General features: G+C 61.0%; 21 protein-coding genes and 1 tRNA gene. 8 read left to right on the plus strand and 14 right to left on the minus strand.

All coding sequences use genetic code 11. The features are described 5' to 3' along the window. Positions 1-119: 119 nt before the first annotated feature. Positions 120-1,649 (minus strand): efflux transporter outer membrane subunit, encoded by a 1,530-nt coding sequence (locus HK20_RS10600; RefSeq protein WP_233129183.1) that lies wholly within the window; start codon positions 1,647-1,649, stop codon positions 120-122. A gap of 137 nt (positions 1,650-1,786) precedes the next feature. On the opposite strand from HK20_RS10600, the gene HK20_RS10605 reads away from it, so the two are divergent. Next, complete coding sequence (locus HK20_RS10605; protein ID WP_086647036.1) at positions 1,787-2,434, plus strand: TetR/AcrR family transcriptional regulator; 648 nt, start codon at positions 1,787-1,789, stop codon at positions 2,432-2,434. Positions 2,435-2,503: 69 nt separating this feature from the next. Here HK20_RS10605 and HK20_RS10610 read toward each other — a convergent pair whose 3' ends face one another. The 6 genes from HK20_RS10610 to HK20_RS10635 form a co-directional block, all read right to left on the minus strand. Further along, entirely contained in the window at positions 2,504-3,430 is a 927-nt protein-coding gene (locus tag HK20_RS10610; RefSeq protein ID WP_086647037.1) for an FAD-binding protein, read from the minus strand. A 2-nt stretch (positions 3,431-3,432) separates the two neighbouring features. After that, on the minus strand, positions 3,433-4,182 hold the full coding sequence (locus tag HK20_RS10615; protein ID WP_086647038.1) for an electron transfer flavoprotein subunit beta/FixA family protein: 750 nt from the start codon (positions 4,180-4,182) through the stop codon (positions 3,433-3,435). Between the two features lie 63 nt (positions 4,183-4,245). Further along, complete coding sequence (locus HK20_RS10620) at positions 4,246-5,883, minus strand: electron transfer flavoprotein-ubiquinone oxidoreductase (protein WP_086647039.1); 1,638 nt, start codon at positions 5,881-5,883, stop codon at positions 4,246-4,248. A 114-nt stretch (positions 5,884-5,997) separates the two neighbouring features. Then, entirely contained in the window at positions 5,998-6,675 is a 678-nt protein-coding gene (locus tag HK20_RS10625) for a 2OG-Fe(II) oxygenase (protein WP_086647074.1), read from the minus strand. Positions 6,676-6,834: 159 nt separating this feature from the next. Then, the gene (gene hemN / locus HK20_RS10630; RefSeq protein ID WP_086647040.1) at positions 6,835-8,226 is read right to left on the minus strand and encodes an oxygen-independent coproporphyrinogen III oxidase; all 1,392 of its coding nucleotides are present in this window, start codon (positions 8,224-8,226) and stop codon (positions 6,835-6,837) included. A gap of 9 nt (positions 8,227-8,235) precedes the next feature. Then, positions 8,236-9,042, minus strand: coding sequence for an OmpW family protein (locus tag HK20_RS10635; RefSeq protein WP_086647041.1), 807 nt, complete (start codon positions 9,040-9,042; stop codon positions 8,236-8,238). Between the two features lie 301 nt (positions 9,043-9,343). On the opposite strand from HK20_RS10635, the gene HK20_RS10640 reads away from it, so the two are divergent. Beyond that, positions 9,344-10,126: a Crp/Fnr family transcriptional regulator gene (locus HK20_RS10640; protein WP_233129184.1), complete on the plus strand. Its 783-nt coding sequence runs from the start codon at positions 9,344-9,346 to the stop codon at positions 10,124-10,126. A gap of 95 nt (positions 10,127-10,221) precedes the next feature. Here the strand turns inward: HK20_RS10640 and HK20_RS10645 are convergent, their stop codons facing one another. Next, positions 10,222-11,790 (minus strand): Do family serine endopeptidase, encoded by a 1,569-nt coding sequence (locus tag HK20_RS10645; RefSeq protein WP_086647042.1) that lies wholly within the window; start codon positions 11,788-11,790, stop codon positions 10,222-10,224. 179 nt (positions 11,791-11,969) lie between these two features. Continuing rightward, a complete protein-coding gene (locus HK20_RS10650; protein WP_086647076.1) occupies positions 11,970-12,467 on the minus strand; it encodes a nucleoside deaminase in 498 nt (165 codons plus the stop codon). 483 nt (positions 12,468-12,950) lie between these two features. On the opposite strand from HK20_RS10650, the gene HK20_RS10660 reads away from it, so the two are divergent. The 6 genes from HK20_RS10660 (at position 12,951) to HK20_RS10685 (ending at position 16,644) form a co-directional block, all read left to right on the plus strand. Next, positions 12,951-13,682, plus strand: coding sequence for a gamma-glutamyl-gamma-aminobutyrate hydrolase family protein (locus HK20_RS10660; RefSeq protein ID WP_086647044.1), 732 nt, complete (start codon positions 12,951-12,953; stop codon positions 13,680-13,682). After that, a complete protein-coding gene (locus HK20_RS10665; protein ID WP_198943920.1) occupies positions 13,679-14,455 on the plus strand; it encodes a pseudouridine synthase in 777 nt (258 codons plus the stop codon). The genes HK20_RS10660 and HK20_RS10665 overlap by 4 nt, the downstream gene beginning before the upstream one ends. Beyond that, positions 14,455-15,042 carry a 16S rRNA (guanine(966)-N(2))-methyltransferase RsmD gene (gene rsmD, locus HK20_RS10670; protein ID WP_086647046.1) on the plus strand — a complete coding sequence of 196 codons (588 nt, stop codon included), beginning with the start codon at positions 14,455-14,457 and terminating at the stop codon, positions 15,040-15,042. Before HK20_RS10665 ends, rsmD begins: the two co-directional genes overlap by 1 nt. 105 nt (positions 15,043-15,147) lie before the next feature. Then, positions 15,148-15,735: a single-stranded DNA-binding protein gene (gene ssb, locus HK20_RS10675; RefSeq protein WP_086647047.1), complete on the plus strand. Its 588-nt coding sequence runs from the start codon at positions 15,148-15,150 to the stop codon at positions 15,733-15,735. 351 nt (positions 15,736-16,086) lie between these two features. Continuing rightward, positions 16,087-16,500: an RNA polymerase-binding protein DksA gene (dksA, locus tag HK20_RS10680; protein WP_086647048.1), complete on the plus strand. Its 414-nt coding sequence runs from the start codon at positions 16,087-16,089 to the stop codon at positions 16,498-16,500. Between the two features lie 69 nt (positions 16,501-16,569). After that, positions 16,570-16,644, plus strand: a tRNA-Thr gene (locus HK20_RS10685). A gap of 177 nt (positions 16,645-16,821) precedes the next feature. On the opposite strand, the gene HK20_RS13000 is transcribed toward HK20_RS10685, so the two are convergent. From HK20_RS13000 to HK20_RS10710, 5 genes are all read right to left on the minus strand, one after another. After that, positions 16,822-17,301 carry a hypothetical protein gene (locus HK20_RS13000; protein ID WP_086647049.1) on the minus strand — a complete coding sequence of 160 codons (480 nt, stop codon included), beginning with the start codon at positions 17,299-17,301 and terminating at the stop codon, positions 16,822-16,824. A gap of 31 nt (positions 17,302-17,332) precedes the next feature. After that, positions 17,333-18,595 (minus strand): tyrosine--tRNA ligase, encoded by a 1,263-nt coding sequence (gene tyrS, locus HK20_RS10695; protein ID WP_086647050.1) that lies wholly within the window; start codon positions 18,593-18,595, stop codon positions 17,333-17,335. 119 nt (positions 18,596-18,714) lie between these two features. After that, positions 18,715-20,172 carry a metalloprotease TldD gene (gene tldD / locus HK20_RS10700; RefSeq protein ID WP_086647051.1) on the minus strand — a complete coding sequence of 486 codons (1,458 nt, stop codon included), beginning with the start codon at positions 20,170-20,172 and terminating at the stop codon, positions 18,715-18,717. 97 nt (positions 20,173-20,269) lie between these two features. Then, the gene (locus HK20_RS10705) at positions 20,270-20,965 is read right to left on the minus strand and encodes a histidine phosphatase family protein (protein ID WP_086647052.1); all 696 of its coding nucleotides are present in this window, start codon (positions 20,963-20,965) and stop codon (positions 20,270-20,272) included. Positions 20,966-20,980: 15 nt separating this feature from the next. Further along, positions 20,981-23,161, minus strand: coding sequence for a hypothetical protein (locus HK20_RS10710; RefSeq protein ID WP_086647053.1), 2,181 nt, complete (start codon positions 23,159-23,161; stop codon positions 20,981-20,983). Between the last annotated feature and the right edge of the window lie 322 nt (positions 23,162-23,483).

The raw sequence follows: 23,483 nt of genomic DNA on the forward strand, positions 1-23,483 counted from the left end.
ATAACCTAAACAAAAAACCCCAGAAAACCGCCAATCCTGAAAATTAACGTTCCTAATGCAAAATAAAAGCGGGCCACATAGCCCGCTCCTGGTTTGAAATATCCTGTGTGCCCAAGCCGTTAGGCGTGTTTGGGCTTGGAGACGGGGAAGGTACTCTCCCATCCCCCGCCCAGCGCGTTATACAGACGCACCAGATCATCTGCGATACTCGCTGTGCTATCCGCCAGACTGGTCTGGGAAGAGAGCAGCCTGCGCTGTGCATCAAGCACCTGCAGGTAACTCTGCAGCCCATGCTTATACTGGCTTTGCGCCAGCTCCATGGAACGCTTGTCTGCTGCCACCTGGCTGCTCAGGCGCTGGTTCTTCTTCTGCTCTGCCTGATATGCGGTGAGTGCATTATCCACCTCGCTCCAGGCATTGAGCACCGTTTTGCGGTACCGCAGGGCTGCGGCCCTCTGCGATGCTTTTTTCATCTGCAACTGGCCGGTCAGGCGCCCGCCCTGAAAAATGGGGATCGTGATGGACGGCCCCACATTCCACATGCGTGAGCTCCACATCCCCATATCGCGGAACGAGAAGGACTGAAGCCCAAAGCCCGCATCAATCGTAACCTTGGGGTAAAAGTCCGCCATGGCCTGCCCCACTTCGGCCGTGGCCGCATGCAGTTCGGCTTCAGCCTCACGAATATCGGGGCGACGATGTGCCAGTTCGGATGGCAGGCCAATAGGCACGGCTGGCGGCACCAGCGGAATGCCCGCTGTTTGCACCAGTTCGGTGTTCAACCCACCCGGGGGCATGCCCATAAGCAGATTGATGGCGTTGATCTGCATGGCAATGCGCTGCTCAAACTGCGGGATCAGGGCATTGGTATGCTGGAGCTCGGACTGGGCACTATCCACATCCAGTTCGCTCACCAGACCGCTTTTGTAGCGCGACTGGCTCAGTTGCAGCAGTTTGGCTGCGGCATCGCGGTTGGCCGTGGTAATGCGCAACTGCTCCTGCAGGCTGCGCAGTGTCATGTAATCCGATGCCAGCTCGGACTGGCGGGCGATCAGAATCCCCCGGCGTTCTTCCATGGTGGCGTTGGTGTAGGACTTGGCGGCCTCGTACTGCCTGCGCACACGGCCCCACAGATCCACCTCCCAACTGGCCTGCACACCATCCTGCCAGTTGTTCAGCAGCGGTATGGTGGCCTCGGAAGACTGGCTGGTCAGCATTTCCCCCAGCTGGGAGCCAGCAGAATGTTCACCAATCCGCTCCACGATCCGCTGCAACTGCTTGCTACTGTGCTGCACGCGGCTATACGAGCCAGAGGCTGCAAGGTCTGGGAAGCGCTCCGCACCGGCCAGCAGCAATTGCCCGCGGCTGACGGCAAGCTGCTCGGATGCCTGCAGCACGTCCAGGTTCTGGGCGGCCAGACGCTGTTCAAGCGAGGTCAGTTCCGGGTCATGGAACACTGACCACCACTGCGCGTCCGGCTCCTGCTCCGTGGGCACACTCAGCGCGCTGGTGCGCTCCTGCGTTGCCGCTTTCTGCCATTGTGAGGGGGACCACGCCTGGGGCTTTTTATAGTCTGGCCCTACAGCACAACCTGCCAGAATAAAACCGGCTGCCAGTGCGCCCGCCCGCCGTGCATTCCTTCTTGCCACCCGCTTACCCTCGTCGAAATTATGCGCCTGCTTTAATATGCGTTATAACCGCTACGCTGACCGACCAGTTCGGTCAGGGCATACCCTATCGTCTTTCCCTACCGCGTCAATCACAAGTCTCCAAAGCCCGAAGATCCATGGCCCTATCTCCTCCCCTCCCCGCGCCCTCCTGCTCCCCCTGCACGGGAGAGTCCGAGACCAAACGACAGCAGATTCTGACTGGAGCCAGTGCGGTTTTTGCCGAACATGGCTACGAGGGCGCAAGCATGTCCGCCATTGCGCGGCAGGCCGCTGTATCCAAGGGAACGCTGTATAACTACTTTACCAACAAGGCCGACCTGTTTGCCGCATTTGTGGAACAATGCTGCCGCGAAAAACTGCCCGTGGCTCTTGCCCCCGTGCGGGAGGATTCGCCCGCGCGGGAAACGCTGACCGCCGTGGCCCGCGCCATGGTGCGCCTGATTACCCAGCCTGACAGCCTGATGCTCTACCGGATTATTGTCTCCGAAGCGCCGCGCTTCCCCCAGCTGGGGGCCGTGTTCTGGGAAAATGGTCCCCGAGTCGCCATTGCCACACTGGCCAACTGGATACGCGAACAGGAAGCGCTGGGCACCTTGCGGACAGAAGACCCGGTTTTTGCCGCCGAGCAGTTTTTTGCCCTGTGCCAGACACGCATCGCCCATCTGCGCCGTTTTAACCTGAACCCGGAAAACAGTGCGGAGGAGGAAGAAAAAGTGATTCATGCCGCCGTCCGGGTGTTCATGGCGGCTTACGGCGCGGAATAACCCCATAAAAAAAGCCCGTACGCCACAAGGGCATACGGGCTTTTCAAGCACGCGATTATGGGGATGCGCTTATTTTTTAAGCTCTTCCACCAACTGCGGCACAACCTCAAACAGATCGCCCACAATACCGTAATCCGCCACCTGAAAGATGGGGGCTTCGGGGTCTTTGTTCACGGCCACGATCACGCGGCTGTCCTTCATGCCTGCCAGATGCTGGATTGCGCCGGAAATACCAAACGCCATGTACAGTTCCGGTGCCACGATCTTGCCGGTCTGGCCGACCTGCAATTCGTTAGGCACAAAACCGGAATCGACTGCAGCGCGGGAAGCGCCAACAGCAGCACCCAGCACATCGGCCAGCGGGTCCAGCGCGTGGAACTTTTCCTCACTACCCATGCCACGACCGCCGGACACCACAACGCGTGCCGATTCCAGATCAGGGCGGGCGGAGTCAGACAGGTGAACGGCTTCAAAGCGGGACACGTCAGGGCTATCTACCGCTGCAACCGCCTCAACCGGGGCGCTGCCACCTTCGGCCGGGGCAGCATCAAACGATGCACTGCGCACGGTCAGGACTTTTTTGGCGTCGGAGGAACGCACGGTCGCCAGTGCGTTGCCAGCGTAAATCGGGCGCACAAAGGTTTGCGCGTCCACAATGCTCACCACATCAGGGATGGGCTGCACGTCCAGCAGGGCAGCAGCACGCGGCAGCACGTTCTTACCCGTAGCACCCGCAGCGGCCACGATATGGTCGTAGCTGCCAGCAAGGGAGACAAGCAGGGCTGCCAGAGGCTCGGCCAGTTCATGCGCATAGCGGGCATCTGCCGCATGCAGCACCTTGGACACGCCTGCAATCTGGCTTGCAGCCTGTGCCAGAGCGGCATCCCCGGCGACCAGCACATGCACATCACCCAGACGGGTTGCGGCGGTTACAGCAGAAAGGGCTGCCTTCCTGATCTGGCCGCCTTCATGATCCAGAAGAACAAGAGCGGTCATGTTCAGATCACCTTTGCTTCGTTACGCAGTTTTTCCACCAGCTCTGTTGCAGAGCCAACCTTGATCCCCGCCTGGCGTTCTGCGGGTTCCGCAACGGAAACAACCGTCAGGCGCGGGGCCATGTCCACACCAAGGTCAGCGGCAGGAATGGTTTCCAGCGGCTTTTTCTTGGCTTTCATGATGTTGGGCAGGGAGGCGTAGCGCGGCTCGTTCAGGCGCAGGTCGGCCGTGATAATGGCTGGCAGGGTAAGGGAGACCTGCTCCGTGCCGCCATCAATTTCACGGCTGACATTCACGCGGCCATCGACCACATCAACCTTGCTGGCAAAGGTGCCCTGACCCCAGCCCAGCAGGCCGGCCAGCATCTGGCCCGTTGCGTTCATGTCATCATCAATGGCCTGTTTGCCCAGCACAACCAGCGAGGGGCCTTCTTTTTCGACCAGTGTTTTGAGCACCTTGGCAACAGCCAGAGGTTCGGGGCTTTCATCGGTCAGCACCAGAATGGCCCGGTCAGCGCCCATGGCCATGGCGGTACGCAGGGTGTCCTGCGCCTGCTGCACACCAATGGACACAACCACGACTTCCGAAGCAGCGCCTTTTTCACGCAGGCGCACGGCTTCTTCCACCGCAATTTCGTCAAACGGATTCATGGACATCTTGACGCCAGCGGTTTCCACTCCGCTGCCATCCGCCTTGACGCGCGGTTTGATGTTGTAATCAACAACCCGCTTTACAGGTACGAGTATCTTCATGACTTCTTTCGCTTGCAGACGCAGGATGGTTCGGACGGTTCTTTATCGTACTTTGACCGAAATTCACATACCAGCCGGATAATTCGGCCCACCACCCCCTTCGGGCGTGGTCCAGTCTATATTCTGGGTGGGGTCCTTAATGTCACACGTTTTGCAATGTACGCAGTTCTGGGCATTGATTTGCAGATGTGGTGCTGTCTGCTCATCCGCCACTTCGTACACACCTGCCGGGCAATAACGCGCCTCTGGTGCGTGGAACACATCCCAGTTGACCGTTTTCCACAAGGACGGATTTTTAAGCCGCAGATGTACCGGCTGATCCTCCTCATGGTTGGTGGCGGACAGGAAGACGGAAGACAGACGATCAAACGTCAGCTTGCCATCGGGTTTGGGGTAAAACGGCTTTGCGCACAGATCAGCCGCGCGCAGTGTTTCGTTATCCTGATGTTTGAAGTGGAGCGTCCACGGGGCGCGTCCACGCAGCACCATGGCATCCAGCCCCGCGTACACCGCGCCACCCATGGCCCCAAAACGGGCAAAGGCGGGACGAATGTTGCGTGCGGTGCGTAGTTCCTGCCACAGCCAGGACTGCCGGACCTTCTGCGTATAGGAGCCCGGCTCTACACGGTCGGTTTTCATGGCATCCACCACGGCTTCCGCCGCCAGCATGCCCGACTTCATGGACGTATGCGTGCCCTTGATTTTGGGCACATTCAAAAACCCTGCCGAATCCCCGATCAGCGCACCACCGGGAAAGGTCAGGCGCGGAATGGACTGCAAACCACCCTCGGACAGGGCACGCGCACCGTAGGAAATACGCCGCCCCCCTTCCAGATGCTGGCGGAAAGCCGGATGCAGCTTGACGCGCTGCATTTCCTCAAACGGGGAGAGCCATGTGTTGGCGTAATCCAGCCCGATAACAAAGCCATAGGACACAAGGTTTTCGCCAAAATGGTACAGCCACGCGCCACCATACGTACCGTTGTCCAGCGGCCAGCCAAAGCTGTGCTGCACCAGACCGGGGCGATGGTTTTCTGCCGGGATTTCCCACACTTCCTTAATGCCTAGGCCGTAGGTCTGCGGGTCTGCATCCTTGCGCAGGTCGTAATGGGCCATGACCTGCTTGGTCAGGGAGCCACGGCAGCCTTCTGCAAACAGGGTGTAGCGCCCACGCAGTTCCATGCCGGGCTGGTAGTTGGGGCCGGGTTTGCCGTCACGCCCCACACCCATATCCCCCGTGGCCACACCCACCACGCGGTTGCGTTCGATCAGCACTTCGGCCCCAGCAAAACCGGGGTAGATTTCCACCCCCAGTTCCTCGGCCTGCACGGCCAGCCAGCGGCAGACCTCGCCCAGACTGACAATATAATTCCCGTGGTTGGCCATGTGCGGCATGACCTTGTCGAGCATGGGCACCCGAATACTGCCTGTTTCGGTCAGGTAGAACATATCTTCCGCCGTTACAGGCGTATCCAGCGGCGCACCGCGTTCGCGCCAGTCGGGCAGCAGTTCGGCCAGTGCGCGCGGCTCGATCACGGCGCCGGATACAATATGCGCCCCGATCTCGCTCCCTTTTTCAATCAGGCAGACACTGGTTTGCGGCGAAAGCTGGCGCAGGCGAATGGCGGCAGCCAGTCCGGCGGGGCCACCGCCAACAATGACAACATCGAACTCCATCGACTCACGCACAGGTTCACTCATTCCCGTTTTATCCCCGTTGAAATTTCTGTAGCTTTCCTAAACCCGATTTGTCACAGAATTGCAAAAAACGGGCACCCCGGCCCGTTTTGCGCCTTTTCCGCCAAACAGGAAAGGTCAGGCCCGGGCCATACGCGGTCCAAAGGCCAGTTCGTGCACGGCACGCCAGTTTTTATCGACAAAATTGACGATCAGGGTCCGCCGTGTACCCCGGATCGGGCGCTGCACAAAGCCATGCCATGTCTTGTCTGAGGGGATGAACAACACCCCCGAATTGAACACGCCAGATGCACGGGCAACAGATTCGCCCTGCGGTGTCATCAGGTCCGTGCCCCATTGCTGCGCATCCTCCCCCGTGGAAAGAGAGATAAGCAGGGTCAGCTTTTTGGCCCCGATGTCGGTATGGGGTTCGAGCCAGAATCCATCCGTATCCAGGCACAGTTCCAGCCTGAGGGCGGCCTCATCCAGTGGGCTGCCGCATATGGCTTCAAACGTCTGGCGCATGGGGTCGCTATCCAGCAGCGTGGCCATGCGGTCCAGCCGGGCATCCCTTGCACGCACGGCCGGGTCCACAAAAACGCGGAAAGCATTGCGCGTTTCCCGCCGCCCGCCAACATCCCCTGCAATGGCGCTCTCCCCCGGGTTCCAGTCCACAAGGGCGTCGCATGCAGGGGGTTCCAGAACGTTTTCAAGCATCCAGTGCGCGAATGGGTATGTGGCCGCGGGTGTGTGGCGCAACCTGTCCGGCAGGGTAAAAGACCCGGTCTGGCCGGGCAAAGGAGCATCAGGACGCATGTTGTCCGATCCTTCCGATAAAACAGAAATATGCTGGAGAACCAGAGGTGCCGGGCTTTTTGCAGCATTGCCTCTGCGGTTCAGAAGCTGTTCTTCCATGCGCCAAAACAACCCGATGATCAAGTTGCATGGCAGAAATGCCAATTTGAACGGCCTGCCTTACAGCGCGCCAGAAAAACGGGGAGCAGGCGCTTTGCCTGTGCTTGCAGCGGCCAGTTCTTTCTGCCGCGTGTCAAAAACAGCGGCGACATTCCGCAAAAACGGACGCCCTTTTTCTGTCACCTCTATACGGCTGTCAGCGCGGGTAATCAGCCCATCCCGCTCGAACAGATGCAGGCTGGCCAGCTCCTCTACAAATCCATCCATACCCGGGTTATCGGGAATGTGGTTTGAGCGCAGGTCCACCGCCAGATCGCACATAATACGTTCGATAATGGCCCCGCGGTAGCGGTCCTCCGCTGTGCAGGCCACCCCACGCATAACCGGCAGTTCTGCCGAATCGGCCAGTGCGCGGGCATAGGTTGCAACGGTAGGAATATTCTGGGCAAACCCTGCGGGGGTCATGGAAATGGCCGAAGCCCCCATACCCAGCAGCACCGGGCAGGAATCCGTTGTGTAACCCTGAAAATTGCGGTGCAGAGTGCCGGCATTGGCAGCTTTGGCCAAGGCATCATCCGGCAGGGCGTAATGGTCCAGCCCAATGGCCTGATACCCGGCCGCCTGCAACACGGCATCAATCTGCGCACGCTGGGCCAGCCGCTCCGAAGAGGACGGTAGCGCGCTTTCAGGAATAAGCTTCTGGCGCTTCTGCTTCCACGGAATGTGGGCATAACCAAACACGGCCAGCCGGTCTGGGCGGAGCAGGGCAATCTGGCGGGCCGTCTCACCCACGCTTTCTACCGTCTGGTAGGGCAGGCCGTAAATCAGGTCGATATTAACGCCCGTAACGCCCGCGGCGCGTACCTGCTCAATACAGCTTTTGGTCTGCGCAAAGGACTGGTGACGACCGCAGGCTTCCTGCACCTTTTCGTCCAGGTCCTGCACGCCAAGGCTGATGCGATTGAACCCCAGATCACCTAGGAGTGCCGGATAACCTTCGGGCACATGGCGGGGGTCCATTTCCATCGCCAGTTCGGCGTCATCGGAAAAACGGAAGAACGTGCGTACGGCACGCATAAGCTGCCGGAGCGAGGCCGGCGGCAATGTGGTGGGCGTACCACCGCCAAACTGGAGATGATGCACAACGCGCTGCTCGCCCGTTAGGGCTACAACCCGGCGCATTTCCTCGCGCAGCAGGTCACCATAGGCCACGCGCCCGTCCTCATGCCGCATGACTGAGGTATTGCACCCACAGAACCGGCAGAGCTCATCACAGAATGGAACATGAAAATACAGGGAAACAGGCAGGTCTGCTGGCAGCGTCCGCAGCCAGCTTCCCACGTCCTGAGCCCCGACCGCATCCGAAAAACTCGCAGCGGTCGGGTAACTGGTATAGCGCGGCAGATTCCCGCCGTAGCGGGAAATCAGGTCAGAGACGGGATCCGCGCTCATCAGCTTAGATCAGAAGCGGTATGCAATACCGGCGGACACCACGGTGGGGTCCAGGGATTCATGAGCACGAACCTTGAGGGTTTCGGCCCTGTTTTCAGCCCATGCGTGCATACGAACGAACATCTGCTTGACGTCGGCGTTGAAGAACCAGTTGCCGACCAGCTGATAGTCGAAACCAACGTTCACAGCCGGGCCACCGGTGAAACCACCATTCAGTTTGGTCAGCCCAAGCTGGCCCGACCCACGTGCGTTATGGAACCACATAGCCGTTGCACCCACACCCACATACGGGTTGAAGCGCTTGTGCGGACGGAAATGCCAAGCGAAGGTCAGAGTGGGGGGCAGCACCCAAGCGGAACCAACGTCCGTTACCTGCCGGCCGCTCACACCAGCAAGCGCGCCACCAACTGCGTTCACACGGTGGTGCGTGCTGGTTGCAATCAGGTCAACAGACAGGTTGTCGGTGATGAAGTATTCAACCGTCAGTTCCGGCATAGCCTGGTTGGTGGTGGACAGGTGCGTGCCGTTCATGTGGCCAACGCCAGCGACCTTCACGCTGCTGTCACGGTCCTGCGGCAGAACGCCAACGCCGGACAGACGCACCATGAAGTCACCCTTGCCCAGACCGATTTTGGTGCTGGCGCAGGTTTCAAAGATACCGCAGTGGCCAGAGGGCTTTTGCGCGTCCGGGATGTGGTTCATGACCGGGGCATTGACGTAAGCAGCATTGGGGGTTGCTGTCTGCGCCTGTGCCGCACCGGTCAGGGCGGCCACACCAGCCACTGTGGCTGTCAGAAAGGAACGGAACTTGACCATTGTGTTTTGTCTCTTCCACTGCACTGTAATTCTGTGCCGGAAAGACCACGCCATCGCTCATGCAACCTTGATTTAGATCAAGTCTGGCGCATACTGGTCAAAGATGAGTCAAAACTGTGTCATTTTAACCACAGACCCCGGTTTCGACTTTTTTGCAGTTCTGGCCTGCAATTAAAATAATCCCTTGGCATGATTGATTTATGTCAACAAAAGCTCAATGCTGCGGGGCGACCTTTTACGGCCCCAACCGTTATAACAGACCGCAACCGGTTAATACTAAACGGTTTTCTGGATTTATCGCATGACATCTTCTCCCCAGACATCTGCCTTCGCGCCCGCTGGCGGGGCAGTTCATACCCCCAAAGCGGATATGGATGTCATGCGTTGCCTTGTGTGTGACATCCGGAACAAAAGCCTGTGCAGCAGCATGGATGAGGAAGGACTGGCCGCACTGGCCCACTCCTCCCGCCAGTTACTGCTGCCACCGGGCACAACAATTGTTGAAGAAGGAGAGCCTGCACTGGCGTTTTTCAATGTCACGCGCGGCACGGTCAAACTCTTCAAATCCCTCCCCGATGGACGCAGGCAGATTACGGGTTTTGCCGATGCAGGCCAGTTTTTGGGCCTGAGCACAGCGCAGACATACTCTTTTGGGGCAGAAACGGTGGATAATGTGCGGCTGTGCCGCTTCCTCCGCCCCCAGCTTGAGGCATTGCTGAGCGATTACCCAACATTTGAGCGCCGCCTGTTAGCCGCCGTAACCGACAAACTGGCCGAAGCGCAGGAACAGATGCTGCTGCTGGGGCGCAAAACCGCGCGCGAAAAAGTTGCCACCTTTCTGCTCGACCGGATGCGCGCCTTCCACCAGACCGCAAACCGGCGGCAGGAGGCAGAAAACATGGCTTCTGTCCCCATGACACGGGTGGATATTGCCGATTATCTGGGCCTGACCATTGAAACCGTAAGCCGGACCATTAGCGCTTTCCGCCGCAGCATGCTGATTGCCAGCGCGGAAAACCATCGCATCCGCATTCTCTCGGTTGCGACTCTGCTCAACATCGCCTCGGGGCAGAAAGCGGACTGAGCGGACCGCCTAACCGCACAGGACTAAAGTATTAAAAAAAGGCCGACTCCACAGGAGCCGGCCTTTTTTGGCTGATAACTCAGGACAAGTCTGCCTCAGTTATCATCATCATCACCGCTACCAGCACCGTTATCCGCTGGCAGGCCTGCGGTACTGCCATCGGGCGAAATGGCAATGAACAGGGATTGCCCATCCCGCAGAATACGCAGCAGCACCGGTTTTTTGGCCGCCATAGCCGTTTTGACCAGACTGACGGCCGCCTTGGGCATATCCACCTGCTGGCCACCAACAGACTGAATGACATCCCCCGGACGAATCCCGGCCTGATCCGCAGGAGAACCTGCCTCCACATCGCTCACCACAACGCCATGCGTATCCTGCGGCAGACCAAGCTGCTGGCGCGTATCGCGGTTAAGCGGGGCAAGAGCCACACCCAGATGCTGCCCGCCTGCGGTACTCGCCGTTTTGCCCGCATCCCCCGTAGCACTGGCAAGATTGCCAATTTTGGTGGTGGCGGTCTGTGCCTTACCTGCACGCACAAAGCCGATTGTTACCTGCGTGCCCGGCGCCACTGCCGCCACACGCACGGCCAGATCATGCGGGGTGGCAATTTTCTGGCCATTAAAGTCGGTAATCACGTCCTCAGCCTTGAGACCCGCTTTTTCGGCCGGGCTGTCCTGGCTGACACTGGCCACCAGCGCACCTGCGGGCGGCGTACCCGCAACAGCGGGGGCCGGCAGGTTAAGCGCGCTGGCCATAACGGGGGAAATAACCTGAGCGTTTACGCCAAGGTAGCCGCGCACCACATGGCCGGTCTTGCGCAACTGGTCCACAACGCTGCGCACCGTATCGGACGGAATGGCAAAACCAATACCAATCGACCCCCCGCCAGAGGGGGAGAGAATGGCGGTGTTAACCCCCACCACCTTGCCGTCCTGCGTAAAGAGCGGGCCACCGGAGTTGCCGCGGTTAATGGGGGCATCCACCTGAATGAAGTTGTCGTATGGGCCTTCGTTGATGTCACGCCCACGGGCCGAGACAATACCAGCCGTCACCGTGCCACCCAGACCGTAGGGGTTGCCAACGGCAATCACCCATTCCCCCGGCTGTACGTCATCGGACTCGCCGAGTTCAATAAAGGGCAGTTTTTGTGTGGGCGTAACCTTGAGCAAAGCCAGATCGGTCTTGCCATCGCGACCGACCACCTTGGCAGGCAGGGTTGTGCCGTCATCCAGTGTGACGCTGACCTTGGTTGCCCCTTTGACCACATGGTTGTTGGTCACCACGTACCCATCGGCCGAGATAACAAAGCCAGACCCGCGCGCCTCAATCAGCTGCTTGGAGGGCTGGGGCATCATCTGGAACGGGAAGGGGAACGGAAAAGGCCCGCCACCCATGCCACCGCCTTCACCTTCCATGGTGTCGGAGCGGATCATGGAGGTAATGGACACCACCGCCGGTTTGACCTGTTTGACCAGCTCCACAAAATCGGGAATCCGCTGGGCGGGGCCGCTGGGCTTGATCATGCTGGACGTATCCGCCCAGGACACACCGCCAGCCCACGGCCCGGCGGCGGAAACCAGCATGCAGCCAGCCAGCAGAGCCTTGGTCCAGTTGCGGCGACCGCCACGCGTGCAAACGTTTGTCACAGATTTTTCCGACATCACGATCTTGACTGTTCCTTGTTGTACCCAAGCAGGACTCGTTTCGGGTGACCACGGCCAGCTCTGGCGGCCACCTGCACCAGACGGCTGCCAAAACCTGCATCACCTTACGCCCTGTAAGCTAACATGGTTTCCTTTTCGGAAAAAAAAAGCCTTTAACCCACCCTACCCACAGGGTTTTATGCAGGGGGCAGAGGCTCCTCGCCCCGCAGGGTCCGGAAAAAGCTTTTCAGCAACTCTCCAGCCTCACACTCACGCACGCCACCTATAATTTCCGGGCGGTGCAGGGCCTCGGCCCGGTAAGGCAGGCGGGGGCCGTGTTCCACCGCTCCACCCTTGGGGTCATACGCCCCAAAAACCAGCCGCCCTACCCGAAAATGCGCCATGGCCGCCGCACACATCGGGCACGGCTCCAAAGACACAACCAGAGTGCAGTCCGCCAGCCTGCGGCCCTGCCGCTGGTGCACGGCGGCACGCATGACCAGCATTTCCGCATGGGCAGAGGGGTCTTGCAGTTCTTCCACCCGGTTACCGGCCTGTGCCAGCACCGTACCTTGCGCATCCAGCAGCACGGCACCCACTGGCACCTCCCCCCGTGTGGCGGCCATACGGGCCTGTTGCAAGGCCAACTCCATACCCGACTCCCTGCCGGAATGGAGGGGCGTATCACGCACCATTGCAGCGCCTTTCATGGCTGGGTATCCGCATGTCTGAGCAGGTCGGGGGCTGCACCATCATATTCTTCTTGCAAACCTCACCATAACTTTGTCATCCTGCCTTAAAGTCGCCATTATCCGTGCACAGCGCAATGCACTTTGCGTGCGGTGCGGATTATGGCCTGACCGTCTCTCAACTCTTGGCTGGAAAGGTCGGAACCATGCATTCTCTGTCTTTCATTCTGGCCGCGGCCGCAATGGGGTTTGGTCTTGCTGTTGCAGACAGGCTCCCCGGCGAATCCTCCCCCCCTGCCACCAGGCCGGTTGTGAGCAGTCATATGATGCCCCATAGCATTCCGGTGTTTCTGACCCGCTAGAAGCGGCTCCAAAGCACCAGCCCCAGCACGGGGCAAACGGGAAAAGATGCAAAATTTACGCACCTGTGGCACCTGACACGAAGCAGTTCCAGTTTTCCAACGGCTTTTTGTGCAGGACCACAGGCTTATGGCAGCAGAGCGCCCCGTTATTGGCATTACCCTTGATCTGGAAGACGGCGGCGCGGAGCGTTACTCCCGCTTTGCGTGGTGCGCCCTGCGCGAGAATTATCTGAGCGCCGTAGCCACCGCAGGTGGCCTGCCGGTAGCCCTGCCCCTGTTCCCGCAGCTGGGGCTGGAATACGTAGCCAAGCTGGACGGGCTACTCATAACCGGTGGCGCGTTTGATATTGATCCCCTGCTTTATGGTGCGTCCGAACGCCACCCCAGCGTAACCCTGCGCCCGCGCCGCACACGGGCCGAAAGCGCCCTGCTGGCCGCCGCGTTGCAGCGCAACATACCCGTGCTGGGCATATGCGGGGGCATGCAGTTAATTGCCGTAAACCTTGGTGCAACGCTCATCCAGCATCTGCCCGACACAAACCCCACAACCTTGCCACATGAGCAGCCCAACCCGCGGGATGAGGCAAGCCACGGCGTGGACATCCAGCCCGACACCCTTCTGGCCCGCATAACCGGCGGGGCCACACGCATTGCCGTTAATTCCGCCCACCATCAGGCCGTTGGCACCCCCGGACGCGGACGGGTAAATGCCATTGCCGAAGATGGCGTGATAGAAGGCATAGAAGACCCGGACCACCGTTTTTGCCTTGGGGTGCAATGGCACCCGGAATTTGGCATAGACCCGGCAGACAGAACACTTTTCAAGGCCTTCGTACAGGCAGCAGGAGAACAGGCGTGACACAGGAAGCGCGGGGAGAACGCATTGCAAAATGGCTGGCCCGTTCAGGGGTAGCCAGCCGGCGCGATGCAGAGCGCATGATTGAGGAAGGGCGCGTGCGGCTGAACAGTCAGGCTGTTACGCACCCGGCAACCTTTGTCACCGATGGCGATATTGTTCTGGTGGACAACCAGCCGGTTGCAACCCCGGAGCGCACAAGGCTGTGGCGCTACCACAAGCCCGACGGGCTGGTAACAACCCACAAGGACCCCGAAGGGCGGCCAACCGTCTTTTCCTCCCTGCCCGAAGGCATGCCCCGCGTGATCAGCGTCGGGCGGCTTGACCTGAACAGCGAAGGGCTGTTGCTGCTGACCAATGATGGCGAACTGGCCCGCAGGCTGGAACTGCCCTCCAACGGCTGGCTGCGGCGCTACCGCGTGCGCGTGTTTGGTGTGGTGGACGAGGCGCGGCTGGCCTCCCTCGCCCATGGCTGCGTGTTTGAAGGCGTACGTTACGGCCCCATTATTGCAGCCCTCGACTCGCGCAAGGGCGATAACGCGTGGCTCACTGTCTCGCTCAAGGAAGGCAAGAACCGCGAGATCCGTAAGGTTATGGCCGGGCTTAACCTGCATGTCAGCCGCCTGATCCGCACCAGCTACGGGCCGTTCCCCCTTGGCACGCTGCAAAAAGGTGAGCTGGAGGAAATTCCGCCCCGCGTCCTGCGTGACCAACTGCCCAAAGCGCCGGAAAAAACCGCCCAGCCGCCCGCCCCTGCCCGCCACAAGGCCCGCTGATGGTGCGCATTATTGCCGGGGCACGCAAAGGCCGGGTGCTGGCCGCCCCCGCTGGCGGCACCACACGCCCCACGGCAGACCGTGTGCGCCAAGCCCTGTTTGACGTACTGGCCCATGCCCCGTGGGGTGGGGCGGCCCTGCTGGAAGGTGCCCATGTGCTGGACGCCTTTGCAGGCACGGGCGCTCTGGGGCTGGAAGCTTTGTCCCGCGGGGCGGAAAGAGCCGTTTTTTTTGAAACCGACCGTCAGGCCCTCACCGCCCTGCGCGCCAATATCCATGCCTGCGGGTGGGAAGAACGCTGCACGGTGTACCCGCGGGATGTCACCGTTCCACCAGCCGCCCGCGCAACGCCTGCAACCTTGGTGTTCCTGGACCCACCTTACCACAAGCACCTGCCCGGCACGGCCCTGGCCGCCCTGAAAGCCAGAGGCTGGATTGCCCCCAACGCCATAGCCGTGATTGAAACCGGGCGCGACGAACCCCTGCCTTTTGCAAATGACGCCGAGGACGCCCCCGCCTGCCCGCACGAACTGCTGGCAGAACGCCAGCACGGTGCCGCGCGCCTGTCCATCTGGCGGCTGGCGTAAAGTATGGCGTGAGCCACCCGCACAATAGGTGGACCACGCCCCCCGTGCTGCGCTACACAGACCGGAACAAAACGAACTCACAGGTTACAGAAGGCGAAGAGAACCATGGCTGGAAGCGTTAACAAGGTCATTCTGGTCGGCAATCTGGGCAAAGACCCGGAAGTCCGCTCCAGCCAGAGCGGGCAGAAAATCGTGTCCTTCTCCCTCGCTACCAGCGACACATGGAACGACCGCGCCTCGGGCGAAAAGCGCGAGCGGACCGAATGGCACCGCGTTGTCATTTTTAACGACCGGCTGGCCGACGTTGCCGAACGCTTCCTGCGCAAAGGCCGCAAGGTGTACCTTGAAGGCGCGTTGCAGACCCGCAAATGGACCGATCAGGGCGGGCAGGAACGCTACACGACCGAAGTGGTTGTGGACCGCTTCCGTGGCGAACTGGTTCTGCTGGACAGCCGCAACGGCGGTGAAGGCGAAGGTGGCGGCGGCTTTGGCGGGGGCGGCTTTGGGGGCGGCAACGGTGGCAGCAGCTACGGCGGCTACAACACCGGCGGCGGCTCGGACTATGGCAATGGCGGTAACGGCGGCGCATCCTCCCGCCTGCCTGCCCCGCAGCGTGGTGGTGGCGGTGGCGCACCGTCTGGCGGCTGGGATGCTTCCGGCGGTGGTGATCTGGATGATGAAATCCCGTTCTAATCGGGCAACATACGCCAGAGTGTATGCAAGGGGTCGTGCGCGCACGGCCCCTTTTTTATGCGTGAAGGTAAGGACCTCCCCCGCGCTGGGCCAGTTGTTGCGCCAAAGCAAAAACCCGTGTGGCAGGGGTAGCGCGCCACATATCGGATTTTATTGAAATTTTAATAATCGGATGTTTTCTGTTTATTACTTTTTCCGAATATCAGTTTTTCTTTTATCTTACTGACCGACCTTCCTGCTTTTCTTCTGGCATCTGTGCATAAAATTCTTGGCGCACGGGCATGATGCCGCTATAAGCCGCGTCATTCTTTCAAGGCAGGTTTCCTGTCATTGCAAAGGCTGACGACTGACATGATTACTTTACCGCCAGATTATCGCCCGTCAGAAGAAGAAGAGTTCATGAACCCTCTTCAGACGGAATACTTCCGGCAGAAACTGCTCAAATGGCGCGCTGATCTTTTGAAAGAGGCGGGGGATACCCTGGCCAGCCTTTCCGAAGGTGGCATTCATGAAGCTGATATTACCGACCGCGCAAGCGTGGAAACGGACCGTGCGCTTGAACTGCGCACCCGTGACCGTGCCCGCAAGCTGATTGGCAAGATCAACCTTGCTCTCCAGCGGGTTGAAAACGGCAGCTATGGCTACTGCGAGGAAACCGGTGAGCCCATCGGCCTGAAGCGTCTGGAGGCCCGCCCGATCGCTACCTTATCCATTGAGGCGCAGGAACAGCACGAGCGTATGGAAAAAACGCATAGGGACGATTAATTTTCGTCTTTTTTTGTTCACCCCACTCTTGCGGTGGTGCGCCCAAAAGGCTAGAACCCCGCAAGCAGTGCTGCTGTAGCTCAGTGGTAGAGCACTCCCTTGGTAAGGGAGAGGTCGACAGTTCAATCCTGTCCAGCAGCACCAGCAACTCCCCCACGCATATGGCATGGTTTTTTTTCAGGCTTCCGAGCGACCTGAAAGAAAAGTAGCCCGCCTGCCCCTCACGGGGTTTGGGTATTCTCCCCTCCCATACAAAAAAGGCCCCGCACTCTGGCGGAGCCTTTTGCAGACATACCCCAATCAGGCAAAGCCCAAAGTGGCTCAGCCGCGCGGGGGGCCTTGATTGGGGCCACCCCCACCGCCGGGACCACCCTGACCGCCGCCATGGCCACCACCGGGCGAACCACCCCCGGATGGACCACCGCCACCTTGTGCACCGCCACCGGGGCGCTGGCCGCCACCGCCGGGGCCACCTCCCCCCGGACGACCGGGACGACCGCCACCATCCGGGCGACCACCCCCGCCGGGGCGGGACCAGCCCCCTCCATTATTATTGCCACCACCGGGGCGGCCAGGCCCCATACCCGGCCTGCCCATGGGGGGGCGCGGTGCAGGGCGTGACCAGCCACCACCAGCATACCCACCGCCATACCCGTAATAGTCATCATACCGTATGCTGGAACCAGCATAGCCATACGGATAGTACGGGCGTGGCCGTGGGCCGGGGCCACCAGGGCCTGCACACCCTGCCAGAACGGTTAAAGAACCCAATGCTGCCAGAGCGCACACAAGACGTTTCATAACATTGTCTCTCCTGCTGGTGGCTTGGCGTTCAGGACCCTACCTTCACCAGCACATGATGTTTTTTGCCAGCAGAAAGCCTGATGGCGCCATCTACACTATCGTGCTCCACAATCAGGCGATTTTCATCCGCTATCACGGCATTGTTGAGGCGCGCGCCCCCGCCCCGTACCAAACGCCGTGCCTCGCCATTGGTTTTGGCAAGCCCTGCCTCCACCAGCAGGCGGAAAACGGGAATCCCTGCGGCAAGGTCAGGCTGGGTCACTTCATGCACCGGCAGGTCAGCGGCTGTCAGCGCACCTTCCTCAAAGGTCTGGCGGGCGGCTTCGGCTGCAGCCAGAGCGGCCTCGCGCCCGTGGCACAGGGCCGTGGCTTCGGTCGCGAGCACCTTTTTGGCTTCGTTAATCTGCGCGCCCGGCAGGCTCTCAAGCCGTGCACATTCCTCAAGCGGCAGGTCCGTGAACAGGCGCAGGAAGCGCCCGACATCGGCATCCTCGGTGTTGCGCCAGAACTGCCAGTAATCAAACACAGGCAGACGTTTTTCGGACAGCCACACCGCCCCACTGGCCGTTTTGCCCATTTTTGCGCCGGAGGAGGTGGTAAGCAGCGGAGTGGTCAGCCCCATGACGGATTTCTGATCCGTCCTGCGCACCAGTTCCACGCCAGAGATAATGTTGCCCCACTGGTCGGAGCCGCCAAGTTGCAGCACCAGCCCGTATTTGCGGCTGAGTTCGCGGAAGTCATAGGACTGGAGAATCGAGTAGTTGAACTCCAGAAAAGTCAGCCCCTGCTCACGTTCCAGACGATTCTTGACGGAGTCGAAGGCCAGCATGCGGTTAATGGAAAAATGCACCCCCACATCGCGCAGCAGGTCAATATAGGCCAGCTTGTCCAGCCAGTCGGCATTATTGACCAGCAGGGCATCCGAAGGGCCCGTGCCAAAGGTCAGGAACTGACGCAGACACCCTTCTATGCCGGCAAGGTTGGTCTGGATGATGTCATCCGTCATCAGCCGCCGCGCTTCCTCCCTGAAGGAAGGGTCGCCAATACGGGCAGTGCCGCCGCCCACAAGGGCGATGGGGCGGTGGCCATGCTTTTGCAGCAGGCGCAGCATCATAATCTGGATCAGCCCGCCCACATGCAGGCTGTCTGCCGTGGGGTCAAAGCCGATATAAGCCGAAATGGACTCCCGTTCCATAAGTGCGTCCAGTGCCTGCGCATCCGTGCACTGGAAAATGAAACCGCGTGCCGCGGCCTCGCGCATGAAAGAACTCCGAAATCCGCTCTCGACCATTTTCCTGTCCCTATCCTTCGGCCCGCATCAGGCGGGCAGAACCCAAGGCACACGCTCTAGCATGAGAGGGCGCGCAACAGGAACAGCCCACCGCAGGCCATAACCAACTGGTGCAGCCCTTACGCCGTGCCGCCCACGGTCAGCCCGGTCATTTTAAGGGTGGGTTGCCCAACACCCACCGGCACGCCCTGCCCAGCCTTGCCGCAGGTGCCAATACCGGGGTCTAACTCCAGATTCCCCCCGATCATGGAAACCTGGGTCATGGCCTCTGCCCCGCTGCCAATGAGCGTTGCCCCCTTGACCGGGGCCGTAACGCGCCCGTTTTCGATCAGATACGCTTCGGAGGCAGCAAACACGAACTTGCCCGACGTAATATCCACCTGCCCGCCACCAAAATGCACGGCATACAACCCACGCTTGACGGAGCGGATCATCTCCTCCGTGGTGGCGTTACCTTCGAGCATAATGGTGTTGGTCATGCGTGGCAGGGGCATATGCGCATAGGACTGGCGGCGGCCATTCCCCGTAGGGGCAACCCCCATGAGCCGTGCGTTCAGCCGGTCCTGCAAATAGCCTTTGAGAATACCATCCTCAATCAGCACCGTGCGGCCTGTGGGTGTGCCTTCATCATCTATGGTCAGGCTGCCACGGCGGTCCGGCATGGAGCCGTCATCTATAACCGTCACCCCGGGGGAGGCCACGCGGGTGCCAATACGCCCGGCAAAAACGGATGTTCCCTTGCGGTTAAAATCGCCTTCCAGCCCGTGGCCTACGGCTTCGTGCAGCAGAATGCCGGGCCAGCCAGCACCCAGCACCACTTCCATTTCCCCTGCCGGGGCGGCCTGTGCCTCCAGCGCCACCAGCGCCTGACGCAGGGCCTCGTCCACCGCACCCTGCCATGTTTCCTCATTCAGCAGGCGGTTAATCTCGTAACGTCCGCCAAGGCCGTAGCTCCCGCTCTCGCGCTTGCCATCATGCTCCACCACAACCGACACATTCAGCCGCACCAGTGGCCGCAGGTCGGCCACGCGCGCGCCATCGGCACGGATGATCTGCACGGCCTGCCACTCGCCCGAGAGCGAGGCCATAACCTGCACCACGCGCCGGTCCTTGCCCCGTGCGTAGGCATCCATGCTGGAAAGCAGACCGGACCGGGCGGCAAAATCCGTATCCCCCAGCGGGTTGGCATCCGTGTAGAGCCGCTGGTTGGTGGGGCGTGGTGGGGGGGCGATAACCCCCGAGCGGCCCGCGCGCACCGCACCCACAGCACCGGCCGCACGCAGCAGGGAGGAGCGGCTCATCTCATCCGAATGGGCAAAGCCTGTCTCTTCCCCCAGCACCGCGCGCAGGCCAAAGCCCGTGCTGGTGTTGAAGGAGGCGGAGCGGATAACCCCGTCATCCAGTGCTATGGATTCGCTCTCACGGTATTCAAGGAACAGTTCGCCATCGTCCATGCCGTCCAGCGCCGTGCGGGTCAGCTTTTCGGCGTCATCCCGGCTAAGCTGGGCCTGCTCCTGAGCAAAAAACAACTGGTCTGTGGCGGCCAGCGCCCCGGCGTGTGAGGGAGAGAAAGACATGGACCAAAGCCCTCCGTCTGGGAAATATCCGTCTGGGAATAACGGCTGCCCGCACGGCCAGCCACCTGTTTGACCTGAATGCCAGAAACCGCGGTGTTCAGATACCCGGCAACTCGTTTACCGTAACCACCCGCCAGCCCGTATCCAGCCGCTCCAGAATGGTCAGGGAGAGGTTCTGGACCGAAAAATGCAGCGCGGTTTCGGCGTGTATGCGCAGCGCATGCGCCAGAGCCGCACGAATAACCCCACCATGGGCCACGGCCACAATGTTGCGCCCTGCATGTGTTCTGGCCAACCGGTCCAGCAGGCGGCCAACACGGCTGCATACCTCAATCACGCTCTCCCCCTCCGGGGGGCAGTCACTGGCGGCAACGGGCCAGAAGGGGTGGGGGGGCAGGGTCAGATGCGCAGGCAGGGCCTTGTATTCCAGCCCCTGCCATGTGCCCAGATTCTGCTCGATCAGGTCCGGCTCCACAGTGAGTGGGCGGGGGCCGTACCCGGCCTCCTCAATCGCCTGTGCGGTGCGCCGTGTGCGAGAGAGCGGGCTTATGAACCACTGTGCATCCTGCGGCAGACGCTGGGCCAGCGCGCGGTACATGGGCTTCTGGGCAATCAGGCTGTCGGGGCAGAGCGGCACGTCCATGCTGCCATACATGCGCATACGGGCGTTTTCTTCCACCAGAGCATGGCGGATCAGCCAGAAGCGGGTAATACCGGTTGGAAGTTCAGGCCCATCCAGAAAATGGTCCTGAGAAGAGGATGAGGCTTTTTCGGCAATCATGTGTTCGCTCATGCCTCTGTTGTGGAATCAGCTTTGCCCGAGCGCAAGAGCAGAAATGCCCAGCCTGCCCAGAGCAGGGGCTTGCCCGGGCATACACCCACCGCCGGACAGGCTGGCACGGACCGCATGCGGGTGGCACGGTGGCTGTGCATGGGCAAGGTCCGCCCAATACCGCAGGATCAGGCCCAGCTTGGCCAGCATCCACGCTACGGGGTGGTCTGCCGTGGAGGCCCCTTTTGCCACGGCGGGGGCAGCCGCATAGCTCCCTCCCGTGCCCGAAATATGCCGTGCAGAGGCTGAAACACGGAGCGCGCCCATGCCTGCCTCAACACCCTGCGCCGTGGTCAGGGCAACCGGTTGCCCCACATGGCAGGGCAAGGCCGCAAGGGCATGTTCCTCCCCCCGCAGGTCCATGGGCAGGTAGGGGGTCAGATCCGCCAGCAGCCAGCCATGCACCAGCCTGGCCTGTGCAAAATCCAGCGCACAACCGTCGTGCATTACAGTAAAGGCAAAAATGCCCGGCAGGCTGTCCCACGCATCTGCCTCCGGCTGGGTGGACAACGCCACCGAGGGCAGCAGGCGCACAAACGGGCAGGCACGCAGCGCGGCTGCGGCCCCCTGCATGAACTGCTGCAACCGCTCTGCCTTTTGCGCATCCGGCACGGCGGCAAATGCCTCCATTTCGGCCCGTGCTCCACTCCAGCGCACGAACAGGCCCGCGTTCAGGCCCGCAGGCAGGGTGCGGCAGGCAGGCAGGTCCGGCCATTCAGCCCGCGAGGCATATGCCGCAAGACCGGCGGGCAGGCAGGCTGTGCCGTGCAGGCGGGCCAGCCAGCTATCGGGCAGGAACAGTGCGCCACTAAACGGTGGGCCGGTAAAAAACTTGGACCCCGTAACCATAACCGCCCAGCCCCACGCCACGTACTGGTGCACAAGCTCTGGCCGCAGGCGGGCCTGACAGGCATCCACCAGCACATCCACCTGACCGGGGTATTGCGCACACAGGGCGCGCACCCTGCTGGCGGGCAACACAAGCTGCCCGGTTTTGGAAACATGCAGCATGTAAAGCAGCACGCGCCGCCCCGCCTCAACCGCGCGGGCTACATGCTGCTGGCAGGCGGCAAACAGGGCGTTATCGGGCACACGCTCCGCGTTGCTGCCACGCAGTTCCAGCGCAACATGTTCCGCATCCCGCATAAACCCGTCTATGGGCATGCCCTTCTGCACAGCCAGCCCCCGCGCGGTGCGGTGGGCAAAATGGCGGCCACAGGTCGCCAGCGGCACGCCGCTCCCGGTTTCTTCCACACCGGGGACGATGGTTGTCAGCGGTGTATTCAGCAGCCCCATGACCGCCGTGGCGGCCAGAGCGCAGTCGGTCCCTGATGGCGCGAGCACAACCCGCCCGGCTCCATCCAGATGGTAAAACCCCGCCAGAAAGGTCTTGGCTTCTTCCACAACGGCTTCGGCCCCCTGCCCTTCCACCGCAAGGCGGATCAGCCGGGTAGCCGCCTGATGCATGGCCCGTGCCGCGGGTAGTGTTGGGGTGGATGCGGTGGAGGAGGAAAAATCCAGCTCCCCATACCGGGGGAGAGGCTGGCACCCATACCGGTTAAGGCCGGTTTGCGCACCGGGGTCCAGCCGTTCGTCCCCTCCGCTTACAACCAGCCATTCCGCGGGTTGCAACACCGGCCATGCGGCACAGGCCCATGCCTGCAGGGCGGGCACATCCACTCCATGCGGGCGCAAGGCGGGAACTACAAAAAAAGCCAGTTCCGGAAAGCACTGTGCAAGCTGGGTGGCATCAGGCGCCGTGCTCCCCGCCAGACCATGCCCCCATGTACATGGTATGGGTACGGCCCCACCGGGGGGGCAGAATGGCCCCGTCTGCCAGGCACAGGCCGTAACCCTTGCCGCAGCCAGCAGCAGGCGCGCCATGCACTGCCCATTGCCCCCCTCCGCCAGACCTGCCCCCGCAGGCGGGCAACAGGCACGCACAAGGGCGGACAGTTCCAGTGCAAACCGGGCGTAAAACCATGCCTGAGCAGGCTCAACCGGTTCGGCAGAGCAGGCAATGCTCCCATCGGGCTGAACACAGACAGGCCGCCCGGAACCGGGTTGTTGCAGAACAAAGCAGGGTGCCAGCATATGCCGCAGGAAGGGGGAGGACTGCATAGCCTGCAAAACACTGGTCAAATTACTTGCATCCATTCACACGGCACACCCTGGAGCGGAAGATAAACAAGGAACAGACATCCGCCATGATACTGGCCTGTGCACGCGACAATCCCTTACCCAGACCACCACAGCCCCGCCCCAGACTGCCCGGCCCCATGCGGCATACACCCCACACAGGCCAAGGCGCAAAGTGCCAGCCGTATCCGCACAATGGGTATGAGCTGCCTAATATTGTCGATCCCCCGCCGCGGAACAAGCCGTACACACCCCATACGCCCATGCCTGCCACGCCGGGTGGCCATGCTCCCACCTGTGGGCATGCCTCTTTAACATGGGTTCAACACCGCCCGCCTCT

The organism is Acetobacter sp. DsW_54 (genome assembly GCF_002153575.1).
Lineage (GTDB): Bacteria > Pseudomonadota > Alphaproteobacteria > Acetobacterales > Acetobacteraceae > Acetobacter > Acetobacter fabarum.

What these genes read in the sequence shown, in the direction of transcription:
- dksA (WP_086647048.1), top strand. Translation starts at nt 16,087, where the DNA reads ATGATTACTTTACCGCCAGATTATCGCCCGTCAGAAGAAGAAGAGTTC.
- HK20_RS10645 (WP_086647042.1), bottom strand. Translation starts at nt 11,790, where the DNA reads ATGTCGGAAAAATCTGTGACAAACGTTTGCACGCGTGGCGGTCGCCGC.
- HK20_RS10610 (WP_086647037.1), bottom strand. Translation starts at nt 3,430, where the DNA reads ATGACCGCTCTTGTTCTTCTGGATCATGAAGGCGGCCAGATCAGGAAG.
- HK20_RS10640 (WP_233129184.1), top strand. Translation starts at nt 9,344, where the DNA reads ATGACATCTTCTCCCCAGACATCTGCCTTCGCGCCCGCTGGCGGGGCA.
- HK20_RS10705 (WP_086647052.1), bottom strand. Translation starts at nt 20,965, where the DNA reads ATGAGCGAACACATGATTGCCGAAAAAGCCTCATCCTCTTCTCAGGAC.
- HK20_RS13000 (WP_086647049.1), bottom strand. Translation starts at nt 17,301, where the DNA reads ATGAAACGTCTTGTGTGCGCTCTGGCAGCATTGGGTTCTTTAACCGTT.
- HK20_RS10635 (WP_086647041.1), bottom strand. Translation starts at nt 9,042, where the DNA reads ATGGTCAAGTTCCGTTCCTTTCTGACAGCCACAGTGGCTGGTGTGGCC.
- HK20_RS10605 (WP_086647036.1), top strand. Translation starts at nt 1,787, where the DNA reads ATGGCCCTATCTCCTCCCCTCCCCGCGCCCTCCTGCTCCCCCTGCACG.
- hemN (WP_086647040.1), bottom strand. Translation starts at nt 8,226, where the DNA reads ATGAGCGCGGATCCCGTCTCTGACCTGATTTCCCGCTACGGCGGGAAT.
- ssb (WP_086647047.1), top strand. Translation starts at nt 15,148, where the DNA reads ATGGCTGGAAGCGTTAACAAGGTCATTCTGGTCGGCAATCTGGGCAAA.
- HK20_RS10710 (WP_086647053.1), bottom strand. Translation starts at nt 23,161, where the DNA reads ATGGATGCAAGTAATTTGACCAGTGTTTTGCAGGCTATGCAGTCCTCC.
- HK20_RS10660 (WP_086647044.1), top strand. Translation starts at nt 12,951, where the DNA reads ATGGCAGCAGAGCGCCCCGTTATTGGCATTACCCTTGATCTGGAAGAC.
- HK20_RS10615 (WP_086647038.1), bottom strand. Translation starts at nt 4,182, where the DNA reads ATGAAGATACTCGTACCTGTAAAGCGGGTTGTTGATTACAACATCAAA.
- rsmD (WP_086647046.1), top strand. Translation starts at nt 14,455, where the DNA reads ATGGTGCGCATTATTGCCGGGGCACGCAAAGGCCGGGTGCTGGCCGCC.
- HK20_RS10620 (WP_086647039.1), bottom strand. Translation starts at nt 5,883, where the DNA reads ATGAGTGAACCTGTGCGTGAGTCGATGGAGTTCGATGTTGTCATTGTT.
- HK20_RS10625 (WP_086647074.1), bottom strand. Translation starts at nt 6,675, where the DNA reads ATGCGTCCTGATGCTCCTTTGCCCGGCCAGACCGGGTCTTTTACCCTG.
- tyrS (WP_086647050.1), bottom strand. Translation starts at nt 18,595, where the DNA reads ATGGTCGAGAGCGGATTTCGGAGTTCTTTCATGCGCGAGGCCGCGGCA.
- HK20_RS10650 (WP_086647076.1), bottom strand. Translation starts at nt 12,467, where the DNA reads ATGGTGCGTGATACGCCCCTCCATTCCGGCAGGGAGTCGGGTATGGAG.
- tldD (WP_086647051.1), bottom strand. Translation starts at nt 20,172, where the DNA reads ATGTCTTTCTCTCCCTCACACGCCGGGGCGCTGGCCGCCACAGACCAG.